Below are 17788 nucleotides of genomic sequence, written 5' to 3' on the forward strand. Positions count from 1 at the left end.
TTTTAGTTAAAAGGATTACAGCAATGTCTCATAAAACAATTAGCAGCCTCGTCGCTGTATTTGGTCTATTGGTTTCACCATGGACCCTCGCGGCAATTAAGGAATATCACCTTAATATTAATGAACAACAGGTCAATGTTACGGGAAAACCCCTTAAACGAATTACCGTAAATGGCAAGTTTACAGCCCCACTTCTTGAGTTTGAGGAAGGGGATGAGGCTGTTATTCATGTTCATAACCAATTAAAGAATCAAGATACCTCTTTACACTGGCATGGGTTGTTACTACCGGGGTTAATGGATGGTGTGCCGGGTTTCAATGGTTTTAAAGGAATCGCGCCAAACGGAGATTTTGTTTACCGTTTTAAGGTGAAACAAAATGGCACATATTGGTATCACGCCCACAGTAAAGGCCAAGAACAAGATGGTCTATATGGACCACTCGTGATTTATCCAAAAGGAAAAATACCCGTTGCAGCGCATGAAAAAACTGACCGTGATTATGTGGTGATGCTTTCAGATTTTCATCAGTCTTCTAGCGATAGTATTTTAAAGAATTTAAAGAAATCTGCTGAGTATTATCAAAACCGCCGTGAAACCGTATCTGATGTTTGGAAGCAAGTGAAAGCACAGGGCTTAAAAGCAACTTGGCAAGATCGTTCGATGTGGAATCAGATGCGGATGTTAAAAACCGATATGTCTGATGTGACGGGTTATACCTTCTTAGTTAACGGCAAGACACCAGAGCAAAACTGGACAGGTAACTTTAAAGCGGGCGATAAGGTTCGATTACGATTTATTAATGCTTCAGCTATGTCTTTTTTTGATGTCAGAATTCCAAATTTGAAAATGACTGTCGTGAGTGCAGACGGACAGCCAGTTAAACCTGTTGCAATTGATGAGTTTCGTATTGGTACAGCCGAAACTTACGATGTCATTGTAGAACCTAAACAAGCAAATTATCAGATTGAAGCAGAGTCTATTGACCGCAGTGGTTTTGCCATTGGTACTCTGCATGATGAAAACACCCAAGCTGTAGGGCCAATTCAAATGCCACAGCCGCGCCCACGTGCTTTATTAACCATGGACGATATGGGCATGAGTCATGGGGGTAAAAGCGATCAACATGCTGGCCATCAAATGAACATGCAGCATGACATGTCGGCTATGCCTGAGATGAAAAAAGAGACGAGTCAGGCTAATCATGATCACACAATGATGAAAATGGACCATGACATGAAAGATATGTCATCTGACGGGCATGATCATTCCATGATGCACATGAAGCATGACATGTCGGCCATGTCTGAAATAAATCATGATATGCAGACTATGTCATCTAGCGAACATGATCACGCTATGATGAATATGAATCATGAGATGCCATCTCAATCTGAGAATAAGCCTAAAAATGATGAACCCGTTTATGGCTGGGCAAATGCTTCAACACCAGCAGGTATGAAAGCACTGCAATATAGTGATTTGCAGTCTTTAACACCGCAGCCAGATACTCGTGCGCCCGAGCGTGAATTAGTCATTCGTTTAGGGGGCAACATGGAACGTTATATCTGGACTATTAATGGTAAGAAATTTAACGAAGCTGAACCATTACAAGTTAAATATGGCGAACGTATTCGCTTGAAGTTTGTAAATGACAGCATGATGGCTCATCCAATGCATTTACATGGCATTTTTATGCAATTGGAAAATGGTCAACAAGCTGAAAACTTACCAAATAAACATACCGTTATTGTTCCACCCGGAAAAACCGTTACTGCGTTATTGACAGCCGATGCTTTGGGAGAATGGGCGATTCATTGTCATTTGCTCTATCACATGAGTGCGGGGATGATGAATAAGTTGATTGTTGCTCAAGTAAATGACAGCCAACAACCAGCTCAATCACAGCCACCTGTTCAATCTGAAAATGAGAAAGGAGCTAGTCATGCGCATCACTAAGTTATTTTCTCAAATGATATGTTGCGGTGCTTTCTCGGGTATATCTTTATTTGCTTTTGCTCAAGAACCTTTAACACACGATCATTTACGCGAACATGGTGGACAGGTTTATCAAGCAACTAAGATTGATACTGGCTGGACTCAAAATGAAGAGGGTGAAGGCAGTTTTTCTTCTGAATTGGAAAGCTGGGTGGGAACGGATGAAAATAAATTGTTCATTAAAGCCCATGTTGAAAAGGCCGAGTCGGAAGATGCCAATTATGGCGGTTCAGTACTTTATAGCCGCAATATAGCTGATTATTGGGATGTACAGGCTGGGGTAAACTATGAACGTTTACAACGGGAAGACGAAAAGCAAGAACGTTGGGCTGGTGTAGTGGGTTTACATGGCATGGCGCCTTACTTTTTTGAAACCGATGCTTATCTTTATGCAGGTGAAGATCAGTTATGGAAGTTGAGCCTAGAGACCGAAAGGGACTTACTCTTTACCCAAAAGTTGATTGGTAAGCCCTATTTAAAAGCAAATGTTGTTTTGCAAGATGAATCTCGCTATGCCAGTAAAACGGGGCTATCAAGTTTACAGGCAGGTTTTCAAACCCGTTATGAAATCAATAAAAAGGTCATGCCATTTGTTGATGTCGGTTATGGTTATGAAAAAGGTTTAAAACAAACCGCTTGGCAAACTGGAACCGACTCAGAACATGGTTGGTATTATGGAGCTGGGTTAACACTAAAATTCTAATTGCCGAACAAAAAGTAAGCTTAATGACATGCCATTGGTTTATACTGATGGCATTGTTTTTTGTGTCAGTTATGGTGCAAAGATGGCTTTAGAAAAACAAGAGAATCAAATAAATGTAAATAAAAGCTGCTCAAGCTGTGGGTGTTCAAGCGTAGTAACTCAGGAATATTCTATGCCGAGTGAACTTATGGCAAATAAAATCCAATGGGTGAGTTATTACCATATTCCTCACATGGATTGTGCAGCCGAAGAACAAATGGTGCGAATGGCGTTAGCACCTTATGCTGGACATATTCAAGAACTTGATTTTGATTTGCCTGCTCGGCATTTAGCGGTATATCACAGTACAGAAGCTGAAAAAATTACCCAAACCCTGCAACGCCTAGGTTTAGGGGCAGAGTTACAGCAAACTCAACCTCACTATGAACCCGTTGAAAAGCCTAAAAAGGTACGTGTTAGCTCTTCAGCTAATGCAGCACAAAAACAGGTTTTACAATGGTTGTTACTTATTAATGCAGTGATGTTTTTTATCGAATTTATGGCAGGCATCATTGCGTCATCAACAGGATTAATTGCTGACTCACTCGATATGTTTGCCGATGCGGCAATTTATGGAATTGCTTTATTTGTGGTAGGTAAAAACCTCAATGCTCAATTAAAGGCTGCACATATTTCCGGATGGTTTCAGTTTGGCTTAGCCATGATTGTGTTAGTTGATGTATTACGTCGTTTTATATACGGCAGTGAACCTGTTTCAATTCTCATGATTTTAATTGGCGGTTTAGCGCTTGCAGCCAATGTTAGTTGTCTTTATTTAATGAGAGATCATAAGGAGAGTGGGGCACATATGAAGGCGAGTTATATATTCTCTGCCAATGATGTCATCGTAAACTTAGGTGTCATTATTGCGGGAATATTAGTTGCAATCACTGGCTCTCGTTATCCTGATTTAATTATTGGATTGATTATTGTTTTGTTTGTTTTAAATGGTGCTCGGAAAATTCTACAACTCAAAAATGAATAATATTTTCTGATAAAGGCAAGCTTGAGTTCGGGTTTGCCTTCATTTTTTATTTTAAAGTAAACTGAGTCTTCACATAAGGAGGAACGACCTCCCCCATAATGGGTAATCATGTCAGGACGACCTGACACTATAAAAATTAGTGAATGTTATGGCTTGGGCTATTTTAATTTTAGCAGGTGTATTTGAAATCATTTGGGCATATTCTATGAAAATGTCTGAAGGTTTTACACGTTTAACCCCTAGTGTTATTACCGTAGTTTTTATGATTTTGAGTGTGGTTCTGCTTTCAATATCAATGAAAACTTTACCCCTTGGTACTGCTTATACGGTTTGGACAGGCATAGGTGCAATTGGATCATTTTTAGTGGGTATATTTTTTCTCAATGAACCTATTGGTGCAATGAGAATGATTGCCGCTGTACTGATTGTATCGGGACTGGTTCTAATGAAAATTTCGTCTCCATCTTAAAAGGATAAAGTATGTTGATGTCTTATAAGTATATCAATTCGCCTGTTGGGCAATTAAAACTAGTTGCGAATGAAAATGCTTTGGTGGCAGTACTTTGGGACAATGAAAATCCAAAACGTGTTCGACTGGCAGAGCTGGTCGAACAAGCTGAGCATCCGGTTTTATTAAAAACTGAGCAACAGTTAAAAGAATACTTTGAAGGCAAACGCCGTGAATTTACATTGCCATTAGATTTTGAAGGTACAGCATTCCAAAAACAGGTGTGGACCGCATTACTCAGCATTCCTTATGGCGAAACAAGAAGTTATAAAGAAATTGCTGTTCAAATTGGAAATGAAAAAGCAGTGCGAGCAGTAGGGGCTGCCAATGGTAAAAACCCAATTTCGATTATTGCACCTTGTCACCGAGTCATTGGCGCGGGTGGCGCTTTAGTGGGTTTTGCTGGTGGTCTTGATAAGAAAGATATTTTATTAAAATTAGAGCAAAAATAAGCTATTTTTAGCGCTCGATTTTTTCAGGCTTTTCTAATAAGCTGTCAATACTGATATTTCATATAAAGCGGGTTTTATGACCTCGCTATTTTCTGAAATATTGATCTTTTCATAACAAACTCTGGATGTTCTAAAAATGGCTGTCGGCGACGTAACAATGCCACAAATGCATGTGGTAAAAGGTGTAAAAATTGGCTCAACAGAAGCATATGTACGTTACCAAAACCGACGAGATTTAGTCATTTTTGAGTTTGCAGAAGGTTCAAATGTTGCGGGTGTATTTACTCAAAACGCCTTCTGTGCAGCACCTGTTCATGTCTCTAAAGCTCATCTTGCCGAAGGCAATCCTCGTTATTTAGTAATTAATACAGGTAATGCCAATGCAGGTACTGGACCTACAGGCTTAAAAAATGCTCAAGCTACTTGCGCGAAGTTAGCTGAGCTTGCTGGTGTGAACAGTTTTGAAGTACTTCCGTTTTCTACAGGGGTGATCGGTGAACAGCTTCCAATGGAACGTTTACTTGCTGGTCTTCAACCTGCATTAAATAGCGTACAAGATGCTGCTTGGAATGATGCAGCAACTGGCATTATGACGACAGATACAGTTCCTAAAGGTGCATCTGAACAATTTGAACTTGATGGCATTACTTATACCATGACTGGTATTAGTAAAGGTGCTGGAATGATTCGTCCAAACATGGCAACCATGTTGAGCTTTGTTGCTACAGATGCGCCTATTAGCCGCGATTTAGTCCAAAAGCTATTAAAGACAACGGTTGAGCATTCATTTAACCGTATTACCATTGATGGTGATACTTCAACAAATGACTCTTGTATTTTTGTGGCGACTGGTCAGGCTGGTGGCACTGAAATTACATCGGAAAGCGATGTGCGCTACGCAAAAGTATTAGAAGTGCTTGCTCGTGTCATGAACCGTTTAGCACAGTTAATTATACGTGATGGCGAAGGTGCGACCAAGTTCATTACTGTTGCTGTAGAGGGTGGTGGTAATACTCAAGAGTGTTGTGACATTGCGTATAGCATTGCACATTCTCCACTCGTTAAAACTGCACTGTTTGCATCTGACCCGAACTGGGGACGTATTTTAGCGGCAATTGGCTATGCAGGAGTGAAAGACTTAGACGTGTCTAAAATTCAGGTGTGGTTAGATGACGTTCAAATCTGTAAAGATGGTGGTGCAGCCGAGGACTATACCGAAGAAGCGGGTGCGCGCGTTATGGCACAAACCGAAATTACCATTCGCGTTGATTTAGGTCGCGGTCAAGCCAAGGACACAGTCTACACATGCGATTTATCTTACGACTACGTCAAGATTAATGCAGATTACCGTTCGTAAATATTCAGTTATAATCAAGCCTCGACAAAGAGGCTTTTTTATTAGCCCCATCTTTTGATATTAAATGATTCAATTTAGTAAATCATTTAAGCAGTAACGTTATATGCGAGCAGGTATGCCAGCATGAAGGATAGAGAAGACGTTTTATGAGTGATGCGACTTTAATTGCCAACGATGCAAAAAACATTGTACAAGCGCATTTAGACCGTTTAGGTGAACCAAAAGACAACCGCCTAAGTGAAGAAGCAAAACAACAAAAGTTTGCACAGATCGAAGCAGAGCTCAAAAAACGTGATGCTGTCCTTGTTGCTCACTACTATTGCGATCCCGATGTACAAGAACTTGCAGAAAAAACAGGTGGATGCATTTCTGACTCTTTAGAAATGGCCCGTTTTGGACGAGATCATGCAGCCTCTACACTGGTTGTAGCTGGTGTTAAGTTTATGGGAGAAACAGCTAAAATTCTGTCTCCTGAAAAAACAATCCTGATGCCGACTCTTGAAGCAACTTGTTCACTTGACTTAGGTTGTCCAGTCGATGAGTTCACAGCATTTTGTGATCAACACCCTGACCACACCGTAGTGGTTTATGCCAATACATCGGCTGCTGTTAAAGCACGTGCGGATTGGGTAGTGACTTCCAGCTGTGCAGTTGAAATTGTTGAGCACCTAGACAGTTTGGGCGAAAAAATTATTTGGGCACCAGATCAGCACTTAGGTCGCTATATTCAAAAGAAAACTGGTGCAGATATGTTGCTTTGGGATGGCGCATGTATTGTGCATGAAGAATTCCGTGCACGTGGCATTGCCAACATGAAAGCATTGTATCCAGATGCGGCTGTATTGGTACATCCAGAGTCACCAGAGTCGGTAGTAGAAATTGCCGATGCGGTAGGTAGTACTTCTCAACTCATTAAAGCTGCACAGACTTTGCCAAATGAAAGACTCATTGTGGCAACTGACCGTGGTATTTTCTACAAAATGCAGCAAGCAGTACCAGATAAGATTTTAGTTGAAGCTCCAACAGCGGGTGAGGGAGCAACTTGTCGTTCATGTGCTCATTGTCCGTGGATGGCAATGAATGAACTCGACGGAATTTTAGAAGTTTTACAAAAAGGCGATCAAGAAATACACGTTGATCCAGCGCTAGCTGAACGTGCCAAAATGCCTTTAGATCGAATGTTAGCCTTTAGTGCATCGTTAAAACGTTAAAAAGCCTCAAAATGCTTGTTAAATATACATTTGATAAGGATTTTTAACTTTTTTTGACAATAGGTGTTGACGTCTGAGGGCGTCGCGCCTAGAATGCACACCGTACCGCACGATGTGCGATACAGCAAAAGCTGAGATAGATCGGAGCATAGCACAGCCTGGTAGTGCACCTGGTTTGGGACCAGGGGGTCGTAGGTTCGAATCCTACTGCTCCGACCACTTAAAAGAATATTTTAAGATCGGCGAAGTATCGCATGATAAGCATCATCGGTTAAGCGCCTGTAGCTCAGTTGGATAGAGCATCCGCCTTCTAAGCGGATGGTCACAGGTTCGAATCCTGTCAGGCGCGCCATTTGGTAGCTTGGTACATAGAACTTATTTGATGGTGGATGTAGCTCAGTTGGTAGAGCCCTGGATTGTGATTCCAGTTGTCGCGGGTTCGAATCCCGTCATTCACCCCAATTTCGGAGCATAGCACAGCCTGGTAGTGCACCTGGTTTGGGACCAGGGGGTCGTAGGTTCGAATCCTACTGCTCCGACCATATTCTTGAAAATTAAAAGAAAAATATCAAAGTACAGGCTTTGATAACCTTGATCATAGGCTGAATTACTTCCCGATCGTGTAAATGACATACCACGTTAAATTCTTATTCCCATTCCCAACCTACTCCCATGTATTTTTTTCGTATTGCTTGTAAAATCAGCGAAAAGGCTGTTTTTGAATATATAGAAAATAAATTGGGTATAGCGTTTTTTTGAAGTAATAAAGTAATATTTTAATTAATACTTATATATATCAATACTCTATATCATTAATCATATGTAATATTATTAGTAATAACTATGTAAGATATTACTGTGAAAAAAAGTATTGTTATCTAAGATTTAGTATTAATAAAAACAATGACTTATAAAAAATTACTTATGTTATTACAAAAAATTACTCTTAGAAGTAAGGTTTTATATTATTAATTTTCAATTACTTATCTATTGGTATTACTTTATTACTTCAAATCGATTTCAGATCCTTTAAAAAGACATTTTTATGTTCTTTAGTATCAGACAGCGATCAAATTTTTTACTCATTGGTTCGTATTAGCTTGAAACTGTAGTATCGTAGTAATATGCAGTATGAAAATTTCCTTATTTTTCTCTCAATAGCCTAAGTTTTATAGGTCTTGCCGTTTTATCCAATAGTGCATCTTGCTGCAGTGAAATTGACTTATTTAGACGAACCCCAGGCGCGCGGGTGACTGCGCCGGGCCACGGTCTGATCGATTTAGATGAGAATATTTCTCATTTGATTGAAATTTCTGAAAATCCATAAAAAAAGCCAGCTAATGCTGGCTTTAATGCTTTTTAGAATGTCATGTGACGTTCTTTAAGTCATATTCTTTAAATCTAATCACTTCATCACTAGCCCATTCATTTAATTGCTGCATGCGCGATTGAAGTGGAAGAATTTCATTTTGATAAAAGACCTCTGCAGCATCTTTGATAGATCCAAACCCACCGGTATTGTTTGGTACGATACCCATTAGTTGAGGTGGTATACGAAGTGCTGCTAAAGTATCGTCACGTGTGATGGATTTAATATTTGTGAAATCATCCTTTGCAGCGATTTCAGAAACAGGCAAGATCTGTATACCATCCTTTTTCCCTCCTGGTGCGTAGTAGAATAGATTACGGAAGTTGCCTGGTCCCTTGCTATCTTTCAGAGCCTGTCGTAATGCTGTGATGTCATTCGGATCTTGAGCAGCATCATTTACATATAAGATGAATCCAGCATGTGATCCATTGTTGTAGTACTTGCGACGGAACAGAGTAGCCGATTCATTAAGCCATGCACTTTGTAATGCGGATAGATATTCCGGTGATCCATAAATTTCTTGATCGATATCAGCTTCACGGATATGACAAACTCGATTAGAAAATTCATATTCTTGATAGCCAAGATGATCATTACAAAGTAAGAAGAATTGATCATCATATTCACCACGTCGCATGTATTTTGCTAATGCTGGTTTATATTGCATTACATTTCCAAGTCTGGATCTCACCTCTTCGAGATATGTATTACCACACCAAACATAGTCTAATGCGACCTGTTCAAATGCTTTTCGATTTAATTTTGCATGTGGAATAAATAAATTGGCTAGAAAATTACGTTTAAAAATAATGCCACTGTTCAAGTAGGGCGTCGATTTATAAGACTTTGCCAAGCCATTCATATTGACCTGTGGTTCATACCAACGGCCATTGAACCAAGATTCCAAATAATCCGATAATTCATTGCCATTTAGCACTGGTACAGCATCGCCGAATGTAAAGGCCATTGACTCATGCTTAGTTTGTTTCATTTGGGTTTGAAACATTGGGATTTGGCTTTTTGCAAAACTGACTAAATTTTTTGCTGTCGATAGGGGATTCATTAATAGATCTCCAAGAATGATTGATTCATTTGTGTTTGGCCTTCAAGTGGTTCATTGTGAATTGCATGCATCAATGCCCAAGCTAGATCCGCATGTCCTGTTTCTTCAGAACGACCAGCTGTAAACGTCATTTGTCTTTGACTTGCTGTTAATGTTTTTTTGATGCTCATTAAAGATTGAGATAGATCTGTCCAGCCTGCGTCATACTCAAGCCGACCGTGACGGATCACGTCCATTGTTTTTAATACAAGCCGTGTCTTTACTTCAGGTGAATAGCTGAATTCAGTCACATTTGGGAAAAATTGCTTAACCAGTTGAGATACACCCGTTCCCATTCCAGTGATGTCTACGCCAATGTAAGTCACGTAATAACGCGAAGTTGTTTGTCGAATCATTTCAGCTTGAGCTTTGAAATCCATTCCTCGGAATTGAATGCGTTCTAATACTCGGAACTTACCTCCTGCAACTTTAGGCGGTGCAACGACGACCATACCTGCACTGTCGCCACTTTCAGCAGGGTCATAACCTATCCATACAGGATTATCGCTAAAAGGACGTATATGAAATGGTCTAAAATCAAACTCCCATGCCTCCCAAGAATCCACCATGCATGGCTGTAACATGGCTAATGGAAATATTGATGCGCCATCATCAATAAATTCGCACATCAACAAATTGGCAAATTCTTCTGGTGAGTACTCGAAGCGTAGCTCCTCGATGTCGAACAGATCACAACCGCCATTTTCAGCATCAAGAATAGTGACAATCTGACGCCACATCCGATCTTCGCATAAGCGTCCATTTTTCAATGCATCATGAGATACATCGATATTGAGCTTTTGATCTTTTGATCGACCACGATTGGCTCGCGTGCCAGTCCAGAATGTATATGCTTCATGCGCCATTGTGGATGGTGTAGAAAAATACGTTTTACGCCATTTTTTATGCAAAGCCATTGCAGATGCGACTTTGTTTAATTCATTGAAACCAAACGTCCAGAAAAATTCATCAAAGTAAAAATTACCGTGGTGACCTTGAGCTGTACGATAATTTGTTCCGAGAAATGACAAAGTTGCTTGATTGTTATCTGGTAGAACAATTGGATCTCCAACTAATTCAACACCACAAGCTTCGTATGCAAAACCTTTGATATATTCTTTGAAGATATGCGCTTGAGCTTTTGAAGCAGATAAGAAAATCTGATTACGGCCAGTTTTAACAGCATCGACCAACGCTTCACGCGCAAAATACCAAGTCGCACCAATCTGCCGACTTTTTAAAATGACTCGCGTACGCTGATTGCCAGCTTTGTACCAATCGCGCTGATAGTCAAAAAGACTATCTTCAAAAGCTGAAATGAGTTGTTCGACTTGTTCTTCAGTGAATGTATTGCTTTCTTTTTTCTTTTTTGGTGCCGCATTACGTTTTACGATATTCGGATTTAGGTCAGCTTCATTGCCACCATCTTTGTAGCGTTCAATACGCGCAAATTCTTTGTAGTTTTTAAATAGTTCGCCAAGCTCTTTATAGTCGCCACTCGATTTTTTGTTTTTAAGTGTGAGTGTCATCAAGCGAACGGTCAGTGCTTCTTCAACGCGACTGTCTGATCTCGTTTTGTCCCATTCTTCTCGTGTTTTCCAAGCCTGAACTGTACGTTCGTTTTCGTCCAACGCTTCAGCTATGTCAACGATTTTCCAGCCAAGCCAGAATAAAAATTTTGCCTTGAGTTTGTTATCGAGTATCAGCTCAAGATTAGCCAGTTGAGAGAGTTCGTTCATGTCCTGCGGATCGATTTGGTTTCATCCGCAAACGATGGCAGGCACTGACTCTTTTAGCAGTTCAATGCAGTTGTAAAAGCACTTTTAACAACTGCAAATGATTGAACAACAAGGCTTTGATTGCCCATTCTGCACCTATTGAAATTGCCCAAAAAAACCTTGCAACAGGTGCAGCAAAATGACCGAAAAAACACAGCCGAAAAAATTTAAATCGAAATGGTTTCGAGTTGCCGTGGCTGGTGACACCACCGATGGACGTGAAATTCAGCCTGAATGGATCATCCAAATGGCACAGACATATAGTTTGAATACCTATGGTGCTCGAATCAATTTGGAGCATATTAAGGGCGTTTCACCAGATGGAATTTTCGGTGCGTATGGCGATGTGATTGCGCTTAAAACTGAAAAAGTAGACATCAGTGGTGAACAGAAAGATGCACTATTTGCGCAGATCCAGCCAAATGATAATTTGATTGCCCTCAATCAGAAAAATCAAAAAATTTATACATCTATCGAAGTAGATGAAAATTTTGCAAAAACTGGCCAAGCGTATTTGGTAGGTCTTGCCGTTACAGATAGTCCAGCGTCTCTGGGTACAGAAATGCTTTCGTTCGCAGCGGGTGCTACTGAAAACCCATTAAAGGCCAAAAAACAACGTCCCGATAACCTTTTCACTGCAGCTCAAGAAACCACGTTTGAATTCGAAGAAGTCAAAGAAAATTTTGGCGCTAACTTTCTGAACCAAATTAAAAATTTGTTCAAAACTCAAGAGCAACAACAGCAGCAAAATCAAGAAAATTTCAGCCAAAGTGAGCAAGCGATCCTTGCGATTGCTGAACAGACTGCCGAGCAGGGCACTGAATTTAATCAGTTAAAGCAAAAGCATGAGCAGCTGCAGCAAGAATTCAATCAATTGAAATCAAAGCTGGATCAAGAACCACAACATCAAAAACGCCCTGGTTCAAACAACAGCCAATTTAAGCATGACGAAGAAGAAGTCGACTGTTAATTCAGTCGATATATCTCCCTTTCAAAATATTTAGAGTATAGAAAATGCAATTACTTACCCGTCAGAAATACAATAAGGTGATGACTCAATTAGCAGAGCTAAATGGTGTTGAAACAGTCACTCAGCAGTTCAATGTCACGCCTTCTGTTCAGCAAAAGCTTAAAGAAAAACTTCAAGAGTCATCTAAGTTTCTAAGTTTAATTAACGTTTATATTGTTCGAGAACAGTCAGCGGAAGCAATTGGTATGGGAATCTCTCGACCAATTGCATCTCGTACCAATACAAATAACAGCGATCGTCAAACCAAAGATCCAACTGGAATGGATAATCGCTTTTATTTTTGTCGTAAAACTGATTTTGATACAGCTATCAAGTATCAAAAACTGGATCAGTGGGCCAAGTTCAAAAATTTTTATGCAATGTTCCGTGGTCTGATTATCAAACGACAAGCGCTAGACCGTATCATGATTGGATTTAATGGTACCAGTATCGCAGCCGATACAGACATTGTAGCCAATCCAAAACTTCAAGATGTGAACAAAGGTTGGTTGCAAAAAATGCGTGAAGAGAATCCTTCACGTGTCATGAAGTCTGGTGCCACTCAAAACAAAATTACGATTGGCAAAACAGGTGATTACAAAAACATTGATGCCTTGGTCATGAATATTGTCGACGAAATGATCGATGAAGTGCATCAAGATAATCCTGATCTTGTCGTCATGTGTAACCGAAAAACTGTATCAGATAAGTACTTTCCGTTAGTCAATCAAGATCAACCGAACACTGAAAAGTTAGCAGCCGACATCATCATCAGTCAAAAGCGCATGGGTAATCTGCCTGTTTACTCAGTACCATTCTTTCCTGAAGGCATCATTTTGGTGACGACTTTCGATAACTTGTCCATTTACATGCAAGAAGGTGGTATGCGTCGAGTAGTTATTGACAATCCGAAACGTGACCAAATCGAAAATTATGAATCTTCAAATGAAGATTACTTCATTGAAGATTTGGGTCTTGCTTGTATGGCTGAAAACATCGAAATTCAGGCGGAGTAATAATCCATGAACTTGGCTCGAAAGCACTATCAACAGCATCAAGCCAAATCCGCAGCTGAATCAGCTGCGGAGTTCGGAACGATGCAAAATACCAACGCTTATGAACAGCAATTAATGCAGCTCAATAGCGATAAAAACCGTCTGAAAAATATTCAGTCAAAACAAAACAAAGTCGAACTGAAACGCCAGTTACTACCAAATTACAAACCATATCTTCAAGGCATTCTAGAAGTGAAGCCAGGTGTACAAGATGCAGTAGTCACTGAAATGTTGGTTTGGTCAATCGATGTTGCTGAATACGACTTTGCGTTGGATCTTGCTGAATATGTCCTCAAGCACGGATTAAAACTTCCCGATCGTTTTGAGCGTTCTGAAGCGTGTTTCATCACTGAAGACATTGCCGATGAATTTTTAAAAGTGCTTAAAACGGATGTATCTATTGATATCACTGTGCTTGAACGACTTGAAAGTTTGATTACAGATGAGTCACTGGATAAGTCCAAACGTGATATGCCTGACGAGGTAAAGGCCAAACTTTATCTGGCATTGGGTAAAGCTGAAATGCGTTTGATTACTGGTGAGCAGCTTGTCGATTTAGTACACGCAACTCGTGCACGTGATTTTCTAGAACAAGCTTGCAAACTAGATGATAAATGCGGTGGGCGAACAGATCTCAATAAAATGATCAAGCTTGTCTCTAAGTCACAACCAGCCGTTGCGCCAGCGGTTGAAACTGAATCAAAGCCAGAACCAGAACCAACAACCGAACAACCAGAAGCAACCAACGTTTTGCTGAATCAAAACGGAACGCCTGTCGTCGACGATCACGGCAGTATGGTACCAGCTTCTGAATAAGTGCCCCGCACCGCACTGGAGTGCAAAGGTCGTGATCTTCACATCACAGTAAATCTTCAACGAGCCTTTGCCCCTCCCAGTGCCCTAAGGAGATTCTTATGGGCTTTGTCGCAAACGGCAGTACCACGCCAAGCAACATCAATATTACCAGTGGCACTTTTTTCCCAAGTATTTCACTCGATCAAATTCGGGATGTGGTTCGTATCGATGGTGCAGTAACAGATGCTCGACTCCGTCAATTGGTTCTTGAAGAAATCATCGATACCAATCGTTTGCTTGCAAGCTTGGTCATGAAAGCAGACACATTGGCAGATCTGGCAATAAGCATCATCGATGGTAAGCCAGATACCGAAGTTCTATATTTTTCGGCTGTATCCAACGGTGTAGCAGCCAAAGTAAATGAAAACTATCGGAATTATGACAGTACAAATTCAGGTAATAAAAAAGCTGAACATGCCTTTTTGACTGTAGAAGATTATCGCCGCAACAAGATGTGGGCGATTCAGCAGATTAAAGGCGAAAACCATAGTGTCGTGGAGTTGATATGAGAGGTTTAAAAAATATTTTTTTAGCTTCAACAGTGCTTGGCGGATTGACTGCGTCTACTACAACTCTTCCAAGAGCAATTGGTATAACGACTTTAATATCATCACCAAGAAATTTTTATTTTATTCCGCGTCCATCAAAAAAGTTGAATAAAGTTAGTCAAAAAAAACGTCGATTGAAACGTCGACAAACAGGTAAGTGATATGAGCAGAACCGTCACAGCCGTCCAAAATGACACGATTGACTCAATTTGCTGGCGATATTACGGACGTAGCTCTGGCGTGGTTGAAGCAGTACTTGAAGCAAATCCCAATCTGGCAGACGTCGGTGTTTTTCTGCCAATCGGTACATCCGTGATTCTTCCCGACATCGATACACCACAACAAACCAAACAAACAATACAACTGTGGGATTAATAATGCCAGAACCAACTACGACCACCAGTATTTCAACACTGACATTGAGTGCTGCATCACTACTGCCTTTTATCAATGGTAACGCACTTTTAGGAGCAGTATTAGGAGCTGCATTCATTTCAACTTATGAAAAAAATCTGACAGCCCTTTCACGCCTACGCACCATGCTGCTTTCGACCGGAATTGGTTATCTGCTCGCCCCTGAAATTACTAGTCGGACTTTTATTACCAGTGATGCGACAGCAGCACTGATTACATCGACATTTTCGTTATTTATTTTGATCAAGGCTGTGGACTGGGTAAAAGCCAGCAAGCTTTCAGATCTTTGGAAAGCCTTTCGAGGAGGATCATCATGATTGAATTTCTATTCCAGTTGATCGCTGTTATTGCGTATATGCTCTGTGGCATTCGCATTGTTTGCTTCAATCGAAATGACACAGATTTTCACCGTGGATACTCATTTCTAGCGACATTACTTATTGCATCTTTTATGGGACAAGCTGTCCATATCTTATTCTTTAAAGATCCAGTCACATTGTGGGATGCGATATTTGCAGTCCTTTTGGCTGTTCTGATTTTTCGAGCAAAAGGTAATGTGGCCAAGCTTATCTGGAGTACATCATGATCTTAAAATTTGGTTCAAAGGGTAATGATGTCATTACATTACAACAGCAGCTTAAAAAGCTGGGTTTTAAAGGCGTAAAAGGCAGAGAGCTGTCCATCGATGGTGATTTTGGTGCTTCTACTGAACACGCTGTCATTACATTTCAAAAGCAAAAAAATCTGGTTGCGGATGGCAAAGTCGGAGACAAGACAAGAGCAGCTCTACTTGAACAAAATATCTCGAAATTACTTAAAGATAGTGACTACACAGCAGCAGCTGCACGCCTTAAAGTTTCGGAGCTTGCGATTCGTGTTTTTGGTGCAGTTGAAGGCAGGGGAGTGGGTTTTCTAAAAAATGGAAAGCCTAAAATTTTGTTTGAACGTCACCGTATGTATGCATATTTACGTTTGAAAAAAGGAGCTGCCTTTGCAAACAAAATGGCAGTTGAACGTCCAAATATTGTAAATAAAAAATCGGGTGGTTATCAGGGCAATGAGGCCGAATATGTCCGTTTAGAATTAGCAAAGCAGATCGATGTTGAATGTGCTTTGATGTCTGCAAGCTGGGGCCAGTTTCAAATCATGGGCGAAAACTGGAAAGATCTCGGTTATGCGTCTGCCCAAGATTTTGTCGATCAACAATTTGCTAGTGAATCTTTCCAGCTTGAAGCATTTATTCGATTTATCGAATGGAAAACAGGCATTATCGACGATAAAAAAGTCGCATTGATTGATGCGCTGCGAGCTGAAAATTGGGACGCTGTATTTACTCTCTACAACGGACCAAATTATAAAAAACTTGGGTACCAGGCAAAATTCCAAAAAGAGTGGGATCACTTGGAACCAATTTATGGCGGAGCCAAAGCAGCATGAAAAAACCACAGAGCCTTCGAACACATTTATTAAATGCGATACCAGAACTGCAGCGTGATCCTGAGCGTGTTCTTATTTTTGTTGACGAAGGCAATGTCCGCAGTACTTTAGCGAACGGCCTATCATTTGAATATGCATACACACTGACGATGATCTTAACTGATTACGCCGGTGATTTAGCTGCAGTCAGTATTCCGGTGCTCGATTGGGTTCGAGAAAATCAATCTGAACTAATGGCCAATCTTGATCACGCTAAAAAGGGCATAAAATTTGAAGCAGAGATTTTAGCAAACGACAAAGTCGATTTAGCGATTCAATTGCCTTTGACTGAGCGCGTCATTGTAAAACAGACCAATGACGGTCTAAATGTTAGTTATCCAGAAGAGCCAAAATATCATAAAGCTGAAGAATCCAAAGAAGTCACGCTCTATGATAAAGACGGTACCGTCCTAGCATCTTGGATGTCACGTGAACCTGAAGAAGGACGTTATCTGTAATGGCTGAACTCGAATATCTTTCTGAGCATCTCAATGCATTACTGGCATCGTTAAGTGATGCTGAAAAACGTAAATTTGCAATGATGATCGCTCGAAAGATTCGTGCGAGCCAAAGTCAGCGTATCACACGACAGCAAAATCCTGATGGTAGCTCATATACACCGCGAAAAAATTTACGTGCACGTAAAGGCAAAATAAAACAAAAAATGTTCATGAAGCTTAAAACGGCAAAATTCATGAAAATAGAAAAAATTCCAGATGGCGTGACTATTGGATTTGATCAACGAGTATCAAGACTTGCTCGTATTCACCAGGATGGATTAATCGATACATTAAAGTACAACGGCAGAACATTTAAAGTCAGATATGCACAGCGGATCTTGCTTGGATTTACAGATGCAGAAATAGAAATGTTCGAAAATGAAGTTTTTAATTTTATTGATAAAAAATAATAATCTGAGTTGTTATTCTG

Annotated in this window: 20 protein-coding genes and 4 tRNA genes; 22 read left to right on the plus strand and 2 right to left on the minus strand. The window is 40.3% G+C overall.

What is annotated here, in order from left to right; translation table 11 throughout:
- The first annotated feature begins 23 nt into the window (after window positions 1-23).
- From J671_RS12630 to J671_RS12680, 11 genes are all read left to right on the plus strand, one after another.
- Entirely contained in the window at window positions 24-1958 is a 1935-nt protein-coding gene (locus J671_RS12630) for a copper resistance system multicopper oxidase (protein ID WP_006581509.1), read from the plus strand.
- The gene (locus J671_RS12635; RefSeq protein WP_020992407.1) at window positions 1945-2700 is read left to right on the plus strand and encodes a copper resistance protein B; all 756 of its coding nucleotides are present in this window, start codon (window positions 1945-1947) and stop codon (window positions 2698-2700) included. The genes J671_RS12630 and J671_RS12635 overlap by 14 nt, the downstream gene beginning before the upstream one ends.
- A gap of 28 nt (window positions 2701-2728) precedes the next feature.
- The gene (locus tag J671_RS12640; RefSeq protein ID WP_006581507.1) at window positions 2729-3724 is read left to right on the plus strand and encodes a cation transporter; all 996 of its coding nucleotides are present in this window, start codon (window positions 2729-2731) and stop codon (window positions 3722-3724) included.
- Between the two features lie 148 nt (window positions 3725-3872).
- On the plus strand, window positions 3873-4193 hold the full coding sequence (locus J671_RS12645) for a DMT family transporter (RefSeq protein WP_002050323.1): 321 nt from the start codon (window positions 3873-3875) through the stop codon (window positions 4191-4193).
- An 11-nt stretch (window positions 4194-4204) separates the two neighbouring features.
- Complete coding sequence (locus tag J671_RS12650; protein ID WP_031982415.1) at window positions 4205-4684, plus strand: methylated-DNA--[protein]-cysteine S-methyltransferase; 480 nt, start codon at window positions 4205-4207, stop codon at window positions 4682-4684.
- A 136-nt stretch (window positions 4685-4820) separates the two neighbouring features.
- Window positions 4821-6041 carry a bifunctional glutamate N-acetyltransferase/amino-acid acetyltransferase ArgJ gene (gene argJ, locus J671_RS12655; RefSeq protein WP_006581506.1) on the plus strand — a complete coding sequence of 407 codons (1221 nt, stop codon included), beginning with the start codon at window positions 4821-4823 and terminating at the stop codon, window positions 6039-6041.
- A 146-nt stretch (window positions 6042-6187) separates the two neighbouring features.
- Entirely contained in the window at window positions 6188-7252 is a 1065-nt protein-coding gene (gene nadA, locus J671_RS12660; protein ID WP_006581505.1) for a quinolinate synthase NadA, read from the plus strand.
- 142 nt (window positions 7253-7394) lie between these two features.
- Window positions 7395-7471: transfer RNA gene (locus tag J671_RS12665), tRNA-Pro, on the plus strand.
- Window positions 7472-7527: 56 nt separating this feature from the next.
- Window positions 7528-7604, plus strand: a tRNA-Arg gene (locus tag J671_RS12670).
- A 33-nt stretch (window positions 7605-7637) separates the two neighbouring features.
- Window positions 7638-7713: transfer RNA gene (locus J671_RS12675), tRNA-His, on the plus strand.
- Between the two features lie 4 nt (window positions 7714-7717).
- A tRNA-Pro gene (locus J671_RS12680) sits at window positions 7718-7794 on the plus strand.
- 825 nt (window positions 7795-8619) lie between these two features.
- Here the strand turns inward: J671_RS12680 and J671_RS12685 are convergent.
- Window positions 8620-9684, minus strand: coding sequence for a phage portal protein (locus J671_RS12685; protein WP_031982416.1), 1065 nt, complete (start codon window positions 9682-9684; stop codon window positions 8620-8622).
- Window positions 9684-11462 (minus strand): terminase large subunit domain-containing protein, encoded by a 1779-nt coding sequence (locus J671_RS12690; RefSeq protein WP_031982418.1) that lies wholly within the window; start codon window positions 11460-11462, stop codon window positions 9684-9686. The genes J671_RS12685 and J671_RS12690 overlap by 1 nt, the downstream gene beginning before the upstream one ends.
- A 178-nt stretch (window positions 11463-11640) precedes the next feature.
- On the opposite strand from J671_RS12690, the gene J671_RS12695 reads away from it, so the two are divergent.
- From J671_RS12695 to J671_RS12735, 11 genes are all read left to right on the plus strand, one after another.
- Window positions 11641-12471, plus strand: a complete 831-nt coding sequence (locus J671_RS12695) for a GPO family capsid scaffolding protein (RefSeq protein ID WP_031982419.1) — start codon at window positions 11641-11643, stop codon at window positions 12469-12471.
- 44 nt (window positions 12472-12515) lie between these two features.
- Window positions 12516-13526, plus strand: a complete 1011-nt coding sequence (locus J671_RS12700; RefSeq protein WP_031982420.1) for a phage major capsid protein, P2 family — start codon at window positions 12516-12518, stop codon at window positions 13524-13526.
- A 6-nt stretch (window positions 13527-13532) separates the two neighbouring features.
- Window positions 13533-14381, plus strand: coding sequence for a phage terminase small subunit (gene gpM / locus J671_RS12705; RefSeq protein ID WP_031982422.1), 849 nt, complete (start codon window positions 13533-13535; stop codon window positions 14379-14381).
- Between the two features lie 98 nt (window positions 14382-14479).
- Entirely contained in the window at window positions 14480-14929 is a 450-nt protein-coding gene (locus J671_RS12710) for a head completion/stabilization protein (RefSeq protein ID WP_031982423.1), read from the plus strand.
- The gene (locus tag J671_RS0104460; protein ID WP_031982424.1) at window positions 14926-15129 is read left to right on the plus strand and encodes a hypothetical protein; all 204 of its coding nucleotides are present in this window, start codon (window positions 14926-14928) and stop codon (window positions 15127-15129) included. Before J671_RS12710 ends, J671_RS0104460 begins: the two co-directional genes overlap by 4 nt.
- A 1-nt stretch (window position 15130) precedes the next feature.
- Complete coding sequence (locus J671_RS0104465; RefSeq protein WP_031982426.1) at window positions 15131-15343, plus strand: tail protein X; 213 nt, start codon at window positions 15131-15133, stop codon at window positions 15341-15343.
- Between the two features lie 2 nt (window positions 15344-15345).
- Window positions 15346-15699, plus strand: coding sequence for a putative holin (locus tag J671_RS12715; RefSeq protein ID WP_031982428.1), 354 nt, complete (start codon window positions 15346-15348; stop codon window positions 15697-15699).
- The gene (locus J671_RS12720) at window positions 15696-15968 is read left to right on the plus strand and encodes a phage holin family protein (RefSeq protein WP_031982429.1); all 273 of its coding nucleotides are present in this window, start codon (window positions 15696-15698) and stop codon (window positions 15966-15968) included. The genes J671_RS12715 and J671_RS12720 overlap by 4 nt, the downstream gene beginning before the upstream one ends.
- Window positions 15965-16819, plus strand: a complete 855-nt coding sequence (locus J671_RS12725) for an N-acetylmuramidase domain-containing protein (protein ID WP_031982431.1) — start codon at window positions 15965-15967, stop codon at window positions 16817-16819. The genes J671_RS12720 and J671_RS12725 overlap by 4 nt, the downstream gene beginning before the upstream one ends.
- Window positions 16816-17316 carry a phage tail protein gene (locus tag J671_RS12730; protein ID WP_031982432.1) on the plus strand — a complete coding sequence of 167 codons (501 nt, stop codon included), beginning with the start codon at window positions 16816-16818 and terminating at the stop codon, window positions 17314-17316. Before J671_RS12725 ends, J671_RS12730 begins: the two co-directional genes overlap by 4 nt.
- Window positions 17316-17768: a phage virion morphogenesis protein gene (locus J671_RS12735; RefSeq protein ID WP_031982434.1), complete on the plus strand. Its 453-nt coding sequence runs from the start codon at window positions 17316-17318 to the stop codon at window positions 17766-17768. The genes J671_RS12730 and J671_RS12735 overlap by 1 nt, the downstream gene beginning before the upstream one ends.
- Window positions 17769-17788: the final 20 nt, after the last annotated feature.

The sequence above is a fragment of the Acinetobacter sp. 1130196 genome (assembly GCF_000588095.1).
In the GTDB taxonomy this organism is placed as follows: Bacteria; Pseudomonadota; Gammaproteobacteria; order Pseudomonadales; family Moraxellaceae; genus Acinetobacter; species Acinetobacter nosocomialis.